Here is a 17019-nt window from a genome sequence, read left to right as displayed (position 1 = left end):
ACGCCCGTTCAACTAAAGTGGTCCCACCCGCTCAGCTTCATGTCGAGCGGCGCCCCCTGCGCATCGACGAAACGCAAGCCAGCTTGCCCCTCAATGCGCCCCACGCGGGTCACCGCCGTCCCGCTGGCCCGTCCCGCCTCCAGCACGGCCTCGCGGTTCGCCACCGGCGCCGTGAAGCACAACTCATAATCGTCCCCACCCGCCAGGGTGAACCTGCGCCGCAGCGCCTGTTCCTGCCGCGCCAGCACAGGCCCCGCCGGCAGGGCATCCACGTCCAGCGTCGCCCCGACACGCGACGCCGCCAGGATATGCCCGAGATCGCCCACCAGCCCATCGGAGATATCGAGCGCCGCCCGGGCGATCGGATGCGCCGCCAGCGCGAGGCCCAGCGCCACGCGCGGCGTCGGCATGTGCATGCGCTCGGCCGCGAGCGCGTGATCCTCCTCAGGCAGCGCCAGCTCCTTCCAGTACCCCGCCAGGGCCAGGCGCGCATCGCCCAAGGTCCCCGAAATCCAGATGTCGTCCCCGGCCCGCGCCGCGTCGCGCCGCAGCGCATGACCCGGCGCCAGCTCGCCGAACACGGTGATGCAGATAGTGAGCGGCCCCTTGGTCGTGTCGCCGCCGATCAGTTCGCAGTCGTGCGCATCGGCCAATGCAAACAGGCCGCGCGAAAAGCCGCCCAGCCAGACGGGATCGGCGGCGGGCAGGGCGAGGGCCAGCGTGAAGCCGAGCGGACGCGCGCCCATGGCGGCCAGGTCCGACAGGTTCACGGCCAGGCTTTTATGGCCCAGCATGAAGGGGTCGGCGCCCTTGAAGAAATGGCGGTCCTCGACCAGCATGTCGGAGGAGATGGCCAGCTGGCGGCCTGGTGTGGGCGTGAGCAGGGCGCAGTCGTCGCCGATGCCGAGGTCGGCGCGGCGCGGGCGCTCGCGCTTGAAGTACTGCTTGATGAGGTCGAATTCGGAAAGCATGGGGCGGATTGTACCGATTTATCAGCAATGCTTATGGATGAGCTTGACTTATTGGCAAGTCTTATGCATCAAAATGCTTCTTGTTGAAAATACGTAGTCTTTGTCAACTGCCAGTCTGATAAAATTGGAGGTTCCCCTCTAGTTTCAGGAAGGCTGCCCGGCATGGACTCGTCATCGGACAAGAAAGAAGAATTGCGTCAACAACTGCGTGCAGCGGCACTCGAATACCATCAGATTCCCCGCCCCGGCAAGATCAGCGTCACGCCCACCAAGGGCCTGCTGAACCAGCGCGACCTGGCCCTGGCCTATTCGCCGGGCGTCGCCGCGCCCTGCGAGGAAATCGTCAAGGATCCGGCCAACTCGTATAAATACACCGCGCGCGGCAACCTGGTCGCCGTGATCTCGAACGGCACCGCCGTCCTTGGCCTGGGCAATATCGGCCCGCTGGCTTCCAAGCCGGTCATGGAAGGCAAGGGCGTGCTGTTCAAGAAGTTCGCCGCGATCGACGTGTTCGACATCGAGATCAACGAAAACGACCCCGACAAGCTGGTCGACATCATCGCCTCGCTCGAGCCGACCTTCGGCGGCATCAACCTGGAAGACATCAAGGCGCCCGAGTGCTTCTACATCGAGCGTAAACTCCGCGAGCGGATGAAGATCCCGGTCTTCCACGACGACCAGCACGGCACCGCCATCATCGTTGGCGCGGCCATCCTGAACGGCCTGAAGGTTGTGGGCAAGGACATCAAGAACTGCAAGCTGGTGGTCTCCGGCGCCGGCGCGGCCGCGCTGGCCTGCCTCGACCTGATCGTCGACCTCGGCTTCCCGATCGAGAACATCTTCGTGACCGACCTGGCCGGCGTGGTCTACAAGGGCCGCACGGAACTCATGGACCCGGACAAGGAACGCTTCGCGCAAGAGACCGAGCACCGCTCGCTGCGCGAGGTGATCCCGGGCGCCGACATCTTCCTCGGCCTCTCGGCAGGCGGCGTGCTGAAGCAGGACATGGTTGCCCAGATGGCGCCGAACCCGCTGATCCTGGCCCTGGCCAATCCGAACCCGGAAATCCTGCCGGAAGACGTCAAGGCCGTGCGCAGCGACGCCATCATCGCCACCGGCCGTTCGGACTACCCGAACCAGGTCAACAACGTCCTGTGCTTCCCCTATATGTTCCGTGGCGCCCTGGACTGCGGCGCGACCACCATCACCCGCGAAATGGAAATCGCGGTGGTGCATGCGATCGCCGACCTGGCCCACGCCGAGCAGTCGGACATCGTGGCCTCGGCCTATGGCATCGCCAACCTGTCCTTCGGCCCGGAATACCTGATTCCGATGCCGTTCGATCCGCGCCTCCTGACCCACATCGCCCCGGCGGTGGCCAAGGCGGCCCAGGACGGCGGCGTCGCCACCCGTCCGATCGCCGACCTCGCGGCCTATGCCGAGAGCCTGCAGCAGTTCGTCTACCGCAGCGGCACCTTCATGAAGCCGCTGTTCTCGGTCGCCAAGCAGGCGCCGATGGAAGCCAAGCGCATCGTCTACGCCGAGGGCGAGGACGAGCGCGTGCTGCGCGCGGTGCAGGTGGTGGTCGACGAGAAGCTGGCCCGTCCGATCCTGGTCGGCCGCCCGGCCGTGCTGGAAAAACGCATCGAGAAATTCGGCCTGCGCCTGAAGCTGGGCCAGCACGTGGACGTGATCAACCCGGACTTCGACGAGCGCTACCGCGACTACTGGCAGGCCTACTACGAGCTGGGCATGCGCAAGGGCGTGACCATCGACATGGCCAAGCTCGAGATGCGCCGCCGCCACACCCTGATCGGCGCCATGATGGTCAAGAAGGGCGATGCCGACGGCCTGATCTGCGGCACCTACGGCACCACCCAGATGCACCTGCACTACATCGACCAGGTGCTGGGCAAGCGCGAGGGCAGCAATGTCTACGCGGCGATGAACTTCCTGATCACCCAGGACCGCCAGCTGGCCATCGTCGACACCCACGTCAACGAGAACCCCACGGCATGCGAACTGGCGGAAATCACCGTCATGGCGGCCGAGGAGATGGAGCGCTTCGGCATCCAGCCGCGCGCGGCCCTGCTGTCGCACTCGAACTTCGGCACCTACAACACCGCCTCGGCCCAGAAGATGCGCGCGGTCCTGCCGCTGGTGCAACAGGCCAAGCCTGGCCTGGAAATCGACGGCGAGATGCATGGCGACACCGCGATCGAAGCCAAGGTGCGCATGAAGATCATGCCGAACTCGGCCCTGACCGGCGACGCCAACCTGCTGGTGATGCCGAATATCGACGCCGCCAACATCTCCTACAACCTGGTCAAGAGCGCCGCCGGCAACGGCATCGCGATCGGCCCGGTCCTGCTCGGCTGCGCCCGTCCGGTGCACATCCTGACCCCGTCCTCGACGGTGCGCCGCATCGTCAATATGACCGCCCTCTGCGTGGTCGACGCCGTCTCGCAACGCTAATTTGTAACGGGTGGTCGATATTCGTCGGCCACCCATTGCGTTGCATCAAACGAACATGTCATCGTTTGTTCATCATTCGTCGCCATTTGTCTTCGCACAAATACAACGGTAACAAACCGTAAGCGGGCGACGTACCCCAGCCGTTTCGGGGCATAATGTCCGTATAAGTGTTGCATTAATTGCAGCTATTCCTATCGTGCAAGGGGATGCCTACTTCCTCTCTGTTACAATCCGGGCTTTGCTGTGTCTGGCGGCCTGCGAGACCATCTTCTAGAAATCCAAGAATATGCAAACATCCAAAAGAGCCTTGATCACTGGCATTACCGGCCAGGATGGCGCCTATCTCGCGCAAATCCTCCTGGAAAAGGGTTACCACGTGACCGGCACTTTCCGTCGTTCCAGCTCGGTGAATTTCTGGCGTATCGAAGAGCTCGGCATCCAGGCCCACCCGAATCTGAACCTGGTCGAATACGACCTGACCGACCTGTCCTCCAGCATCCGCCTGATCGACAGTTCCAAGCCGGACGAGGTGTACAACCTGGCGGCGCAGAGCTTCGTCGGCGTCTCCTTCGAGCAGCCGGTCACCACCGCCTCGATCACCGGCCTGGGCGCCGTCAACCTGCTGGAAGCCATCCGCATCGTCAATCCGAAGATCCGCTTCTACCAGGCGTCCACTTCGGAAATGTTCGGCAAGGTGCAGGCCATCCCCCAGGTCGAAGAGACGCCTTTCTACCCGCGCAGCCCCTATGGCGTGGCCAAGCTGTACGCGCACTGGATGACCGTCAATTACCGCGAGTCCTACGGCATCTTCGGTTCCTCGGGCATCCTGTTCAACCACGAGTCGCCGCTGCGCGGCCGCGAGTTCGTCACCCGCAAGATCACCGACTCGGTCGCCAAGATCGTGCTGAACAAGCTCGACGTGCTCGAACTGGGCAACCTCGACGCCAAGCGCGACTGGGGCTTTGCCAAGGAATACGTGGAAGGCATGTGGCGCATCCTGCAGGCCGACGAGCCCGACACCTTCGTGCTGGCCACCAACCGCACCGAGACCGTGCGCGACTTCGTCTCCATGGCCTTCAAGGGCGCCGGCATCACCGTCGAATTCACTGGTGAAGGCGAGAACGAAGTCGGCCACTGCGCCCGTACCGGCAAGGCGCTGGTGCGCGTGTCGCCGAAGTTCTACCGCCCGGCCGAAGTCGACCTGCTCATCGGCGACCCGGCCAAGGCCAAGCGCGTGCTCGGCTGGGAGCCGAAGACCACGCTGGAAGAGCTGTGCCAGATGATGGTCGACGCCGACCTGCGTCGCAACGAAATCGGGTTCTCGTTCTAAATCATGGAACGCGTCGCGACTGACGACATCCCGGCCTTCATCGGCGGGAGGGAAGGCGAGGGGCGCCGCGCGCTCATCACGGGTTTGCGCGGCTTTACCGGCCGCTATTTGGCGCAGGAGCTGACCAACGCCGGCTACCGCGTCATCGGCACCGTGATGCCGGGCGAGGAAACCGGGCCGGACATCCATCCGGTCGACCTGCTCGACCGCGATGCGGTGCAGCGCATGGTCGACGAGGTGCAGCCCGATGTCGTCGCCCACCTGGCCGGCATCGCCTTCGTGGCCCACACGAACGCCGAACTGATCTACCGCGTGAACGTGGTCGGCACGCGCAACCTGCTGGAAGCGCTGGCGGGTGGCCGGCACCGCCCCACCAGTGTGCTGCTGGCCTCGTCCGCCAATATTTACGGCAACGCCAGCGTGCCCGTCATCGACGAGAACGTGCCGGCGGCGCCCGCCAACGACTACGCCGTTTCCAAGCTGGCCATGGAATACATGGCGCGCCTGTGGATGGACAAGCTGCCGATCACCATCGCGCGCCCGTTCAACTACACCGGCATCGGCCAGGCCGAGAATTTCCTGCTGCCGAAGATCGTCTCCCACTTCCGCCGCAACGAAAAACGCATCGAGCTGGGCAATCTCGCCATCGCGCGCGATTTCTCCGACGTGCGCATGGTGGCGCGCGCCTACCGGCGCCTGCTGGCCGTGGCGCCGGGCGGCGAAGCCTTCAACGTCTGTTCGGGCAGCTCGCACTCGCTGGCCAACCTGATCGACATGATGAGCGAGATCGCCGGCTACCACATCGACGTGCAGGTGAACCCCGCTTTCGTGCGCGCCAACGACGTGCTCACGCTTTCGGGCAGCAACAGCAAGCTGACCGCCGTGATCGGCCAACTCGACCCGACGCCGCTGTCCGAGACGCTGCGCTGGATGTACCTGGCGTGAAGTCCGGCGGTCTTACCGTCGGACTCGGAACGACCATGATCGAACCGGGCCTGACCAAGGGCCGCCTCGATGGCATCGGGGTCTATACCCGTGCCCTGCTGCGCCACCTGCCGCGTGCAGGCTGCAGCGTTGCCCCTTATTCCTGGCCGCGTCCCCGCACGAACGGGGAGGGCATCAGCATCGGGAAGGCGCTGCCGCGATCCTTCGAAACCGCCTCCCTGGTCGACCTGCTGACACCGGGCGCGCATCGCGTGCACATGCCCGCGGATATTTTCCACGCCACCGACTACCGCATCGTGCGCATGGATTGCCCTGTGGTGGCGACCCTGCACGACGCCCTGCCCATCAAGTATCCCGAGTGGTGCAGCCCGCGCCTGCGCCGGACCAAGAACTGGCTCCAGCGCAAGGCCATCGCCAAGGCCGACCACGTGATCGCCGTCTCGCACTTCGCCACCACCGAACTGGTGGAATACTTTGGCGTCGATCCGCGCCGGATATCCGTGGTGCCGAACGGCGTCGACGAGGAATGGCTCGCGCCAGCCGATCCACAGGCGGTCGAAGCGGCGCTCGCGCGCTATAAACTACGTCCGGGCTATTTCCTCACCGTTGGCACCCTGCAGCCGCGCAAGAACGTCGAGCGCCTGCTCGATGCCTGGCTCAGCTTGCCCAAGGCCTTGCGCGAAGAGCGCGGCCTGGTCGTGGTCGGCGGGCCCGGCTGGCGCTGCGAGGAACTTCTTGCGCGCCTGGCCGCCGCCCGCGACGGCGGCGAGAACGTCGTGTGGCTGGACAAGGTTCTTGAGTCACAAGATCTGCGTCTTCTCTACGCCGGCGCCGGCGTCTTCGTCTTTCCTTCCCTGTACGAGGGTTTCGGCATCCCGGTGCTGGAGGCCTTTGCCGCGCGCATTCCCGTGGTGGCCTCGAACGCCAGCTCCCTGCCCGAGGTGACGGGGGGAGCCGCGCTCGAAGTCGATCCCCTCGATACCGGCGCCCTCGCCGAGGCCATGCGCACCCTGGCCGACAACGCTCAAGAGCGCAGCCGCTGCGTCGCCGCCGGCCGGGCCCGCGCCGAACAACTGACCTGGCAGGACACCGCACGGCAAACCGCCGACGTGTACCGCGCCGTCCTTTCGCAGTAAGCTTCCAACATGCGTGTCCTTCATTTCTACAAGACCTACTATCCGGACTCGGTGGGCGGCATCGAACAGGTGATCCGCCAGCTGTGCGTCGGCACGACGCGCCTGGGCGTGAGCAATACCGTGCTGTCGCTGTCGCGCCAGAAAGACCTGGCCCCGATCCAGTTCGACGGCCACACCGTGGTCCGCATGCCCCTGAATTTCGAGATCGCCTCGAACGCCTGCTCGGTCCAGGCCCTGGGCGCGCTGTCGCGCATGGCGCAAGAAGCCGACGTGGTGCACTACCACTTCCCCTGGCCCTTCATGGACCTGGCGCACTTCATGGCGCGCGTGGACAAGCCGACCGTGGTCAGCTACCACTCCGACATCGTGCGCCAGAAGCGCTGGCTGCGGCTCTACCAGCCGCTCAAGCACCGCTTCCTGGCAAGCGTCGACAGCATCGTCGCGGCCTCGCCCAACTACCTGGCATCGAGCACGGTGCTGGCGCGTTACCCCGACAAGACCCGTGTCATCACCTACGGCCTGGACAAGTCGACCTACCCGACCGTGGAACCCTGCCGCCTGACGCACTGGCGCGAGCGGGTGGGGCCGAAGTTCTTCCTTTTCGTTGGCGTGCTGCGCTACTACAAGGGCCTGCACATCCTGCTGGAGGCGGCCAAGGGCCTCGACTATCCGATCGTGATCGTCGGCACCGGGCCGGAAGAGATGGCGCTCAAGGAGCAGGCCGCGCGCCTGGGCCTGAAGCATGTGATGTTCACCGGGGCGCTGGAAGAAGCGGACAAGGCGGCCCTGCTCACCCTGGCCTACGCCATGGCCTTCCCCTCGCACCTGCGCTCGGAAGCCTTCGGCATCTCGCTGCTGGAAGCGGCGATGTACGGCAAGCCCATGATCTCCTGCGAGATCGGCACCGGCACCACCTATATCAATGTGGACGGCGAAACGGGGCTGGTGGTGCCGCCGTCCGATCCCCATGCCCTGCGCGGCGCGATGCGCACGCTGTGGGAGAACCCGGAAGTCGCGCGCGACATGGGCGCGCGCGCGGAGGCCCGGTATCACGAGATCTTCACCTCGGAGCAGATGGCGGCGGGGTATACGGCCTTGTACCAGGAGCTGGTGGCGAAGCGGGCGCCTTCGAGCGCCGCGAGCGGGATGGGACTGGTGGACGTGCCGCCGGCACGGTAGGGTGGTCGGCATAGCCGACCGCCCTACGACATCAGGCCTCGGCCCAGCGCTGCTGCACCGTCCGCACCGCCGGCATCTGCTCCAAGAACAGGTCGACCAGCGCCGGATCGAAATGCCGGCCCTTCTGCTCGCGCAGGAAGGTCAGCGCCTCTTCTTCCGTCCACGCCTTCTTGTACGGCCGCTTCGAGGTCAGCGCATCGAACACGTCGGCGATCGCCACGATGCGCCCCACCAGCGGAATCTCGTCGCCGCGCAGCCCGCGCGGGTAGCCGCTGCCGTCGTATTTCTCGTGGTGGGTGAGGGCGATCTGGCGCGCCAGTTCCAGCATGCCGCCATCGTGCTCGCCGATGATCTCGGCGCCGATGGTCACATGGCTCTGCATGATCTTCCATTCCTCCGGGTCGAGCGGTCCCGGTTTCTGCAGGATGCGGTCCGGGATGCCGATCTTGCCGACGTCGTGCATCGGCGCGGCGTGCAGCAGGTCGTCGGCTTCAAGCTCGCCCATGCCGGCGGCGATGCCGAGGATGCGCGAGAAGTGGCTCATGCGGATCACGTGCAGGCCGGTCTCGTTGTCCTTGTACTCGGCCGCCAGGCCCAGGCGCTGCACGATCTCCAGGCGGCTCGCGCGCAGCTCCTCGGTGCGCACCAGCGACAGGTGGGTGCGCACACGGGCGCGCACGATCGGCGGGCTGACCGGCTTGGTGATGTAGTCGACGGCGCCGGCCTCGAACCCTTCCAGCTCGTCGGCGGTGTCGGTCAGCGCGGTCACGAAGATCACGGGCGTGGCCGCCGTGTCCGGATTGGCTTTCAGCGCCGTGCAGACTTCGTAGCCGGACATCCCCGGCATCATCACGTCCAGCAGGACCAGGTCGGGGCGTTCCTGGCGCGCCAGTTCGAGCGCGCGTGCGCCGTCCTTGGCGAACAGCAGGCGGTAGTGATCCTGCAGGATCTGGCGCAGCAGTTGCAGGTTGCTGGCCTCGTCGTCGACCGCCAGGATCAGCGGGAGGTGGTTCGGTTGGGTCATACGCCTATCTCAATGAAGCTTATTCGCCCAGGGTAGCCATCACGCCTTCCAGCTGTTCCAGGGCGGAGTCGAATTCGAAGTCGCCGATCGCGCCCTGGATCTGGGCCACGCGCGGCGCAACCGGATGGCCGGCCAGCGCGGCGGCCAGGCCCGCCAGGGCGGCGTCGTCGAGGGCGCCGCGGCGCAGGGCCTGCAGCAGGACACCGCCGGCGCGGCGGGCGCGCGTCAGGTCGTAGGCCGCCTGGGCCTCATCGGGCGCAGTCGGCTGCTGCGGGCTGCCGGAGCGGATCGCCGCCAGGGCTTCGCCGAGCGCCGCAGTCGAGGCGTCCAGGGCCGTGGCCGCCGCCCGGTCGTCGGTCGGCACCGCGTTGGTGGCCTGTTCCAGTCTGGACAGCGCGTCCGACAGCTGTTCCAGGCCGACGTTGGCCGCCACGCCGCGCACCTTGTGCGCCAGCATGCGCAGCTCCTGGTGGGCGCCCCCGGCCGCGTGCAGCTTGAGGGTGGTCGCCAGGTCGCCGTACTGGCGGCCGAAATGCTCGAGCGCTTCCAGGTAGACGTCTTCCTTGTCGGCCCAGCGGTGCAGGCCGGCGCGCCGGTTCAGCACTTCGCGCGCCGGGCCCGGGAGCTCGAGCGCGTCCTTGTCGCACTGCTGGTCCAGGCCCAGCACGCGCGCGATCTCGTGCGAGAGCGTGAACCAGTCGACCGGCTTGCTGGCGAAACCATCCATGCCGACTTCCACGCTGGCACGGCGGTGTTCGGCCAGCACGCTGGCCGTCATCGCGATCACCGGGGTGCGGCGGCGGCCGGCCGAGGCCTCGATGGCGCGGATCGCGCGGGTGGCGTCCAGGCCGTCGAGCGTCGGCATCTGGAAGTCCATCAGCACCAGGTCGTAGTCGCCGCTGGTGGCCTGTTCGACCACGGCGGCGCCGTCGGAGACGGCGGTCAGGGCATGGCCGCGGCGGCTCATCAGGAGCTGCAGCAGTTCCAGGTTCTGCGGCACGTCGTCGGCGGCCAGCACCTTCAGGGGCGGCAGCACGGCGGCGCTGCGCACGCGCGGGGCCTGCTGGACGAAGCGCGCCAGCACCAGCGGCAGGCGCACGTGGAAGGTGGTGCCCTTGCCGAGTTCGGATTCGGCCCAGATCTTCCCGCCCATCAGCTCGACCAGCTGCTTGCTGATCGTGGTGCCCAGGCCCGTGCCGCCGAAGCGGCGCGTCATCGAGGCGTCGGCCTGGGTGAAGGGATCGAAGATCGCCTGCAGGCGCTCGGGCGCGATGCCGATGCCGGTGTCGCTGACCGCGATGCACAGCTGGTCCGCTTCCGCGCCCACGCGCAGGGTCACCGTGCCCTGCTGGGTGAACTTGATGGCGTTGTCCAGCAGGTTGGTGAGCACCTGGCGCAGGCGCAGCTCGTCGCCGCGCAGGCCGGTCGGCAGCGCGGGGTCGTAGTGGATGTCGAGGTGCAGGCCCTTGGCGCGCGCATTCGCGGCCAGGGTCGAAGAGAGCTCGTCGATCAGCGACAGCAGGTTGAAGTCGTTCTGCTCCAGCTCGACCGCGCCTTTTTCGAGCTTGGCGGTGTCGAGGATCTCGTTCAGCAGGCGCAGCAGGGCGCGGCCGGCCTTGCGGATGGTGTCGAGGTGGCGCCGCTGCTCCTTGTCCAGCTCGCCGTCGAGCAGCACGTCGGTGAAGCCGAGGATCGAGTTCATCGGGGTGCGGATCTCGTGGCTCATATTGGCCACGAACGTCGCGCGCGCGGCCGCGGCCTGCTCGGCCTTGTCCTTGGCGTCGCGCAGCGCGTCTTCCATCTCGCGGCGCTCGGTGATGTCGAGGATGACGCCGTCGAGCCATTCGATCTCGCCACGGTCGTTGCGCACGCCGCTGCCGTTCTCCCACAGCCAGCGCACGCTGCCGTCGGCGTGCAGCACGCGGTATTCGACCAGGTAGGGGCGTCCTTCCTTCAGCGCGGCGTCGACCGCCTCGTCCACGCGCACGCGGTCGGCGGCGTGGATCAGGGTGCCGAAGCGGCGGCGCGCCTGGCTGCCCAGGAAGTCGGCGGGTGGATAGCCGGTCACGCGTTCGACCGCGTCACTGATGAAGACCATCGGCCAGTCGCCCTCGAGGGTGCAGCGGAAGGAGATGCCGGGGATGTTGCCGATCAGGGAGCGGAACTGGGCCTCGCTCGCGTGCAGCGCCTGCATGATGGCGCGGCGCTCGCTGATGTCGGTGATGAAGCAGACGAACAGGTCCTGCTTGTCCAGGCGCGCATGGCCGATCGCACGGCGGATCGGCACCACGCTGCCGTCCTTGCGCTTGCCCATGAGCTCACTGCTGCCCGCCATCCTGTCGGTATAGCCGTCGCGCACCAGGCCCAGCAGGCCGTCGTGCGAAGCATCGTCGCCGTCGGCGATCAGCACGGCAGCGCTCTTGCCGATGATGTCTTCGCGGCGCCAGCCGAAGATGCGCTCGGCCGCGGTATTGAATTCGGTGATGCTGCCGTCGCGTGCAATGGTGATCACGCCGTCCACCGTGGTGGTGAGCAGGGCGCGCATCCAGGCTTCGCTGGCGCGCAGGTCGAGGAACATCTGGCGGTAGCGCAGCAGGCCGTTGGCGGCCGCCACCAGGGCGGTGAAGGCCACGGTGATGACCGAGATCGCCAGCGCCAGGAAGGAGCTGTTCGAGGAGCCCGGGCCGCCCGGCTCGACATTGCCGACGAAGCGCGCGGCGGCCATGCCGGTGTAGTGCATGCCGGCGATGGCGCAGCCCATCACGATGGCGGCCAGCAGCAGGCGGCGCGATTCGGTGAGCGACTTGAAACGCGACAGGCTGAAGCGCACACCCAGCGCCACTGTGGCCAGCACCACCGCGACCACGATCGACAGCGCGAACATGGCCGGATCGTAGCGCAGCTGCAGGCTCATCTGCATGCCCGCCATGCCCGAATAGTGCATGGCGCCGATGCCGGCGCCGACCACCACGCCGCCAATCAGGAGACCCGTCAGACCCAGACGCTGGCGCGAGATCAGGCTCAGGGCCACGGCGGATGCGCCGATGCTCGGCAGCGCCGACAGGATGGTTATCCACGGGTGGTAGCTGATCGGCGTGCACAGGTTAAAGGCCAGCATGCCGATGAAGTGCATGGCCCAGACGCCGGCGCCCAGCGCCAGGCTGCCGCTGGCCAGCACCAGGGCCCGGTGCGAGCGGCTGGCCGCCGCCTGGCCGGCGATCTGCAGGCCCATCCAGGACGAGAAGATGGCGATCAGGACCGACAGCAGGACGAAACGCGGCTCGTGGACGCCGAAGGTAAGGAGCGAGGGATCGTCCGGGATTGAGAATAATTGCAACATGGGCCAGCTTTATGCGTGAAGGGCAAAAAAATGCGCCCAGGAAAGTTCTTCGCAGTATCGCACTTTCGTTTGGGAAAGTCTTGTTTGAGGCAGGAATCATGCGGGTTTCAGCCGTTTGTGTCGCGCGAGCGCCACCGTCGGTGACATGCATTATGGAAAAGATGCACGGACTGCTATGCTATTTCCAACGTCGCGAGAAACGCTGTCACGCAGGTACCATGTTGCTCAATCGATTCGCAGTTGTCCTGTTCACGCTGGCCGGCCTGGGCTCAGCCTTGCCGGCCGCCGCCGCGCTCCCCCCGGCGGGGCCACGCCTGTACCTCACCACCGAGCTGCTGGCGCCGTCGAGCATGATGGAGGGCGGGCGCGTGGTCGGTATTGCGACCGACAAGGTACGCGAAGCCATGCGCCGCGCGGGCGTGGACTACCACATCGACGTCCTGCCCTGGAAACGCGCCTACCACGCGGCGCTCACCCGTCCCGACGCCTGCGTCTACTCGACCACCCGTACGCCGGAACGCGAGGCCCTGTTCAAATGGGTAGGCCCGACCGACATCGCCCAGTGGGTACTGCTCGGCCGCGCCGACCGCAAGCTGCAGTTGCGCAGTCTCGACGATGCGCGCAGCCTGCGCATCGGCACCTATAACGGCGATGCGCGCGAAGCCTGGCTGCGCAGCCGCGGCTTCACCATCGATTCGACCTCGAACGACTGGTCCAACCTGCCCAAGCTGATGGCCGGCCGCATCGACCTGTGGGCGGCCGCCATGCGCAGCGAGAGCAGCGTGCTGGCGCGCCTGGGTTTTGAAAAGCAGGTGGTGCCGCTGCTGGTCTTCAAGGAGATCGGCGTCTACCTGGCCTGCAATCGCGCCGTCCCGGACGAGCTCGTCACGCGCCTGAACGCGTCCTTCGAAGCCATGGTGCGTGACGGCACCGGGCGCAGGATCGAACGCAGTTATGAAGGCTGGGAGCCGCCTTTGAAAAGCGGCACCGAAAGTTTAAATGTGAAAATCAAATAGGCATACGTGATCCTCAGTCATGATTAGTTACGCCGAACTGAATAGGTATATCAACTACGTTTTCGCGTATCACGACTTTGTTGTAATCGAAGTTTATCTTCAAGTTCGCTCACGCGTTTCCGAAGTTCAGCATTTTCTTTGGCTGTTTTTGTATCTAAGGCAACAGCATCAAATGCTTCTTTAATTAGATGCACAGTCTGCTCATGGTTTTTCTCTTGTAATGCCCTTCTCTCAAGTTCGTCAGTTGACAATTTTTCACCGCGTAACTTTGCATTGTGCATAAGTTTGCCGCGCACTTCATTCATTAGAACCCCACGCTTAGCCCAAGGAACGAATACCTCTTCGCTTGCATGTAGCATACGAACGAGAGTACGTTCAAATCCTGTCGTGAACCCAGTTGGTCTTTCATCAAATAGGAATGATCTCATTGCCGTAGCGCCCAAACTAACATCAGGCACCAAAGTTAGTAATTGGACAATCGTGGATATTGACGTAACGAGTTCTGGCTCAGCGGCCTCTTTGAATTGACTTTCAGCAATTGCTAATCGACGCGCTGAGCTTACCAGCAAGCATGTGGAAGTCATATCCATGTCACGAAGGTAGCGGATATGCGAAACAATTGCCGCATACAACTGGGCATCTCTTCTTGCTTTATCGCGCGCGTTTCGAAGTGAGGCTTCGGTGATCGCTGATCCTTGTTTAGACTCGAACAGATAAGAGCGCACACGTTCTTCAAGTTCGGCGAATGCAGCACTCCTCGCGGGAAGTTTCTCAATTCCATATTCAGTACTTAGTAACCGGAATACCTTTGTCCAGTCGTAGTCGCTACTGCCTAAATACTGTCCCAAATATGCGCGCCAATGCTGAGGCTTCGCCTCATTTAACGCGAGTAAATGGGCGAACGAGCGAACATATACATTCGTAATTAACTGTTGACGTTCCTCAGTGGAGCCTGGTAACCAACGTCTGACCTGTTCATAATCGTTCTGGGCAATCGAGGCATGATAGGCCGTCTCTTCTAACACTGGTTCGCCGACTAAAACTTTTCCGCCTAACTTCCGCCATCTAGTGACAATTGCGCATACAGCATCGTGGTCAGTTTCTCCTTCGCCTAATAGTGACATCGTTACATCAGTATCGAGGACCAAAGTAGTTCTACGAAGAACTTTTGCAATTGCATGACCAGCGGAGTGCTCCATACCCAGAGTACATGCAGCAACAAAGGTCATGCAAACGCGCACTAGCCATTCTGCAGCCGGACCAGTTCGCTCTAGAAAAATATCCTTTATTGCCTGTTCGATCTCTTTTTGTTGTTGTGGAGAAGAGCTTGTTTGCGCAAGGGCGTTAGCTAAATCGTCAACAAAAGAGAATGGACGTAATTCTTGTGGTTTTCGGAGTTCGCCATCCAGACCAATAATCTCACTTACCTCAAAAACGAGCGTTTCACCTCTAGAGATGAAGTATGAAACTATTCGATCTTGAAAAATATTCCAGATTTTGTTAAAGTGATCTTCCGCTAATTTACTGCCTATCGCTTTCTCAATTGATTCTCTAATAAGGCTGCGGCCATTCAGCAGCCGAGCAGGTACATCCTGTGCTTGTCGAGCGATTTCAGCGCATCCTTCCTCGGTTGCAGAGTACAAACGTCCGTCAAAATTTATTACCCTCTCGCTTAATAGCTGCCCGAGAGGCGCGACTAGTGCCTCTTTTGCCAAAGGTCGGGACAAGTGCAACCTGTCAGAGATGCGTTTTGATAGTCCCTCAACTGTTACAGCGCCTTCGTGGGTCAGTATTTCTAAGACTACAGTGCGATATATATGTTCTCGTACAGAGCTCGAATCTTCGCCTAAAGATACTAAGGCTAGCTTTAGCCCTCGCATGTCTGCACTTTGATCCTCCCCTTCCGTTAGGATCTTCAAGCAATCATCAATTTCGGGTCCATAGAATCTGTTGAGTACTTCAACCTTTGTTGCAGCTGCCTCAGCCAACTGTCGACTGCCACATACAACAATTGAAAATTTGTGATCTACTTCATTTTCTAATTGTGTAGCAATCTTGTCTCTACGATGCTCGCTTAGATCGTGACTGGAGCAAAAATAGACCTTTTTAACTCGCTTTGTAGTCAATGCAAGACGTTGAAGATCACTTAGTGCTTTCGCGTCAACGTCATCTCGCAAACTCGCGCACACATAGATTCCCTCAGCTTTTCCGAAACCTACGCCATCTCTGCCCATGTCCCAAGAGGCCGATGTGCTTAAAATCTGTGCGTCTCCTTCAAGAATGCTTACGGCTGAGCGACAGAGGCCTTCGAATCGACCATCATTCGTCTCGATGTCTAAAATTTTTGTTGTTATTGAGACAACTAAAGGGCTATCTTGAATAAAGGGCATGTTTCCTCCAAACCATTTGGAAGAAGTATATCTACCAAAAGCATTGCGCGGTGACAATTTCTTTTGTAGTGCACGAATCATATGCCCTCCGGATAATAAAAGCGGCCTGAAAGCAACTGTCGAATCGATATTTACGAAACAGTGGTTGATTGACGGCAAGTTGCAGTGTGGCTTCCCCGTTGTAACAAGAGGTGAGTGCTTGATCTAAACTTTCCCACACTATTCTAAATTTGCAGCAGTGTATTGACGAAAGCGGAAAAAGGCGAGGAAAATGCGGCGGTGTCAGTGGGGCAAAGTGTTGACTTCACTGGAAGACGCTTACGGCCACCATGTCTCCGACCAAGCCAGGATACTTATTTGCTACTGCTCACTGTAAATCTTTCCGACAGGCGATAGCAAACCGTAGAGGATGTTTATATAAGCTTGAATGCGACTGCCGCGTTGGTCCGCACTCGAAGTGCCGGGAGCATGACGAAATTTTATTGATCCACGTAGCGACATTCTATGCGTTATGGATGTCGGAAAGGTTTACAGCAGAAGGAAGAACAGCAAGGCGGAGCGCCTTTGCCGGGGTGTTTGCTAGGGGATGGTGCCTCCGGCCGGAATCCAAAACTGAGAAAAATCAAACAGTTAGGTGGTCGGTGCGTAATTCATGCGTAGCTGTGCTTGCCTTTGTAAAAGTTTCAAAGCGGTACGCGGTTGCGTTGTGTAGGTCCGCTTTCGACCCAAAGCGGACACCACTAGGTTCCGTATTATGAGAACTGGGCTGTGATCCTTGATGAAATACGGGGCTCGTTTGCAGCAATTGCGTCTACCAGTCCAAAGAGATTCGGCACCAGCCATTCTTCCAAAAGCTGCTTGCGAGTTAGGACCTTACCCAATGCTTCACTATCTCCCCAAGGAGCTTGTTCCGGTTCTAGCACTGTGTAAATCAACTGTTCTCCATCACTTCGAGCGGACACCACCGCAAGGCCCGCAACATTTGCGCCTTGCTCATCGAGTGCACAGATGCCGAGGGTAAAACGAGATTCGTGTCCCTCTGCCCAACGGTATCCGTAGTGCGCAAGTTCCTGACCTTCAGACTGCAGAACGCCTTCGCCCTCATACACTGGCCTGCCGCAGCATGGACACTGACTTGTCTCTTCTTCTGTAATCGCTGTAGTCGAAACCGGTATGTCTTCCATCAAAAGATCCATTATGGTTGTCGTAACGT

The 17019-nt window shown here is 62.2% G+C and carries 11 protein-coding genes; 6 read left to right on the top strand and 5 right to left on the bottom strand.

Features of this window, described 5'->3' with window-relative positions; genetic code table 11:
* Window positions 1–8: 8 nt before the first annotated feature.
* A complete protein-coding gene (thiL, locus tag ACQ7JA_RS08930; RefSeq protein ID WP_430896715.1) occupies window positions 9–971 on the bottom strand; it encodes a thiamine-phosphate kinase in 963 nt (320 codons plus the stop codon).
* A gap of 162 nt (window positions 972–1133) precedes the next feature.
* Here thiL and ACQ7JA_RS08925 point away from each other — a divergent pair, with 162 nt between their 5' ends.
* The 5 genes from ACQ7JA_RS08925 (at window position 1134) to ACQ7JA_RS08905 (ending at window position 8036) form a co-directional block, all read left to right on the top strand.
* Entirely contained in the window at window positions 1134–3446 is a 2313-nt protein-coding gene (locus tag ACQ7JA_RS08925) for an NADP-dependent malic enzyme (protein WP_430896713.1), read from the top strand.
* 286 nt (window positions 3447–3732) lie between these two features.
* Window positions 3733–4776, top strand: a complete 1044-nt coding sequence (gene gmd, locus ACQ7JA_RS08920) for a GDP-mannose 4,6-dehydratase (RefSeq protein WP_430896711.1) — start codon at window positions 3733–3735, stop codon at window positions 4774–4776.
* Window positions 4777–4779: 3 nt separating this feature from the next.
* Window positions 4780–5721, top strand: coding sequence for a GDP-mannose 4,6-dehydratase (locus ACQ7JA_RS08915; RefSeq protein WP_430896709.1), 942 nt, complete (start codon window positions 4780–4782; stop codon window positions 5719–5721).
* A 35-nt stretch (window positions 5722–5756) separates the two neighbouring features.
* Window positions 5757–6857, top strand: a complete 1101-nt coding sequence (locus ACQ7JA_RS08910; protein ID WP_430896707.1) for a glycosyltransferase family 4 protein — start codon at window positions 5757–5759, stop codon at window positions 6855–6857.
* 9 nt (window positions 6858–6866) lie between these two features.
* Window positions 6867–8036: a glycosyltransferase family 4 protein gene (locus tag ACQ7JA_RS08905; RefSeq protein WP_430896705.1), complete on the top strand. Its 1170-nt coding sequence runs from the start codon at window positions 6867–6869 to the stop codon at window positions 8034–8036.
* Window positions 8037–8067: 31 nt separating this feature from the next.
* On the opposite strand, the gene ACQ7JA_RS08900 is transcribed toward ACQ7JA_RS08905, so the two are convergent.
* Window positions 8068–9060, bottom strand: a complete 993-nt coding sequence (locus ACQ7JA_RS08900; protein WP_430896703.1) for a response regulator — start codon at window positions 9058–9060, stop codon at window positions 8068–8070.
* Window positions 9061–9079: 19 nt separating this feature from the next.
* Window positions 9080–12400 carry an MHYT domain-containing protein gene (locus tag ACQ7JA_RS08895; RefSeq protein WP_430896701.1) on the bottom strand — a complete coding sequence of 1107 codons (3321 nt, stop codon included), beginning with the start codon at window positions 12398–12400 and terminating at the stop codon, window positions 9080–9082.
* Between the two features lie 218 nt (window positions 12401–12618).
* Here ACQ7JA_RS08895 and ACQ7JA_RS08890 point away from each other — a divergent pair, with 218 nt between their 5' ends.
* Window positions 12619–13416 (top strand): substrate-binding periplasmic protein, encoded by a 798-nt coding sequence (locus ACQ7JA_RS08890; RefSeq protein WP_430896699.1) that lies wholly within the window; start codon window positions 12619–12621, stop codon window positions 13414–13416.
* A 50-nt stretch (window positions 13417–13466) separates the two neighbouring features.
* On the opposite strand, the gene ACQ7JA_RS08885 is transcribed toward ACQ7JA_RS08890, so the two are convergent.
* Both ACQ7JA_RS08885 and ACQ7JA_RS08880 read right to left on the bottom strand, forming a co-directional pair.
* Entirely contained in the window at window positions 13467–15887 is a 2421-nt protein-coding gene (locus tag ACQ7JA_RS08885) for a hypothetical protein (protein ID WP_430896697.1), read from the bottom strand.
* A gap of 671 nt (window positions 15888–16558) precedes the next feature.
* The gene (locus tag ACQ7JA_RS08880) at window positions 16559–17002 is read right to left on the bottom strand and encodes a hypothetical protein (protein ID WP_430896695.1); all 444 of its coding nucleotides are present in this window, start codon (window positions 17000–17002) and stop codon (window positions 16559–16561) included.
* Window positions 17003–17019 lie beyond the last annotated feature (17 nt).

It is taken from the genome of Massilia sp. BKSP1R2A-1, assembly GCF_050586525.1.
Classification (GTDB): Bacteria; Pseudomonadota; Gammaproteobacteria; order Burkholderiales; family Burkholderiaceae_D; genus Telluria.
Note: the sequence above shows the minus strand (reverse complement) of the source record. Positions and strands in the feature narration are given on the sequence as shown.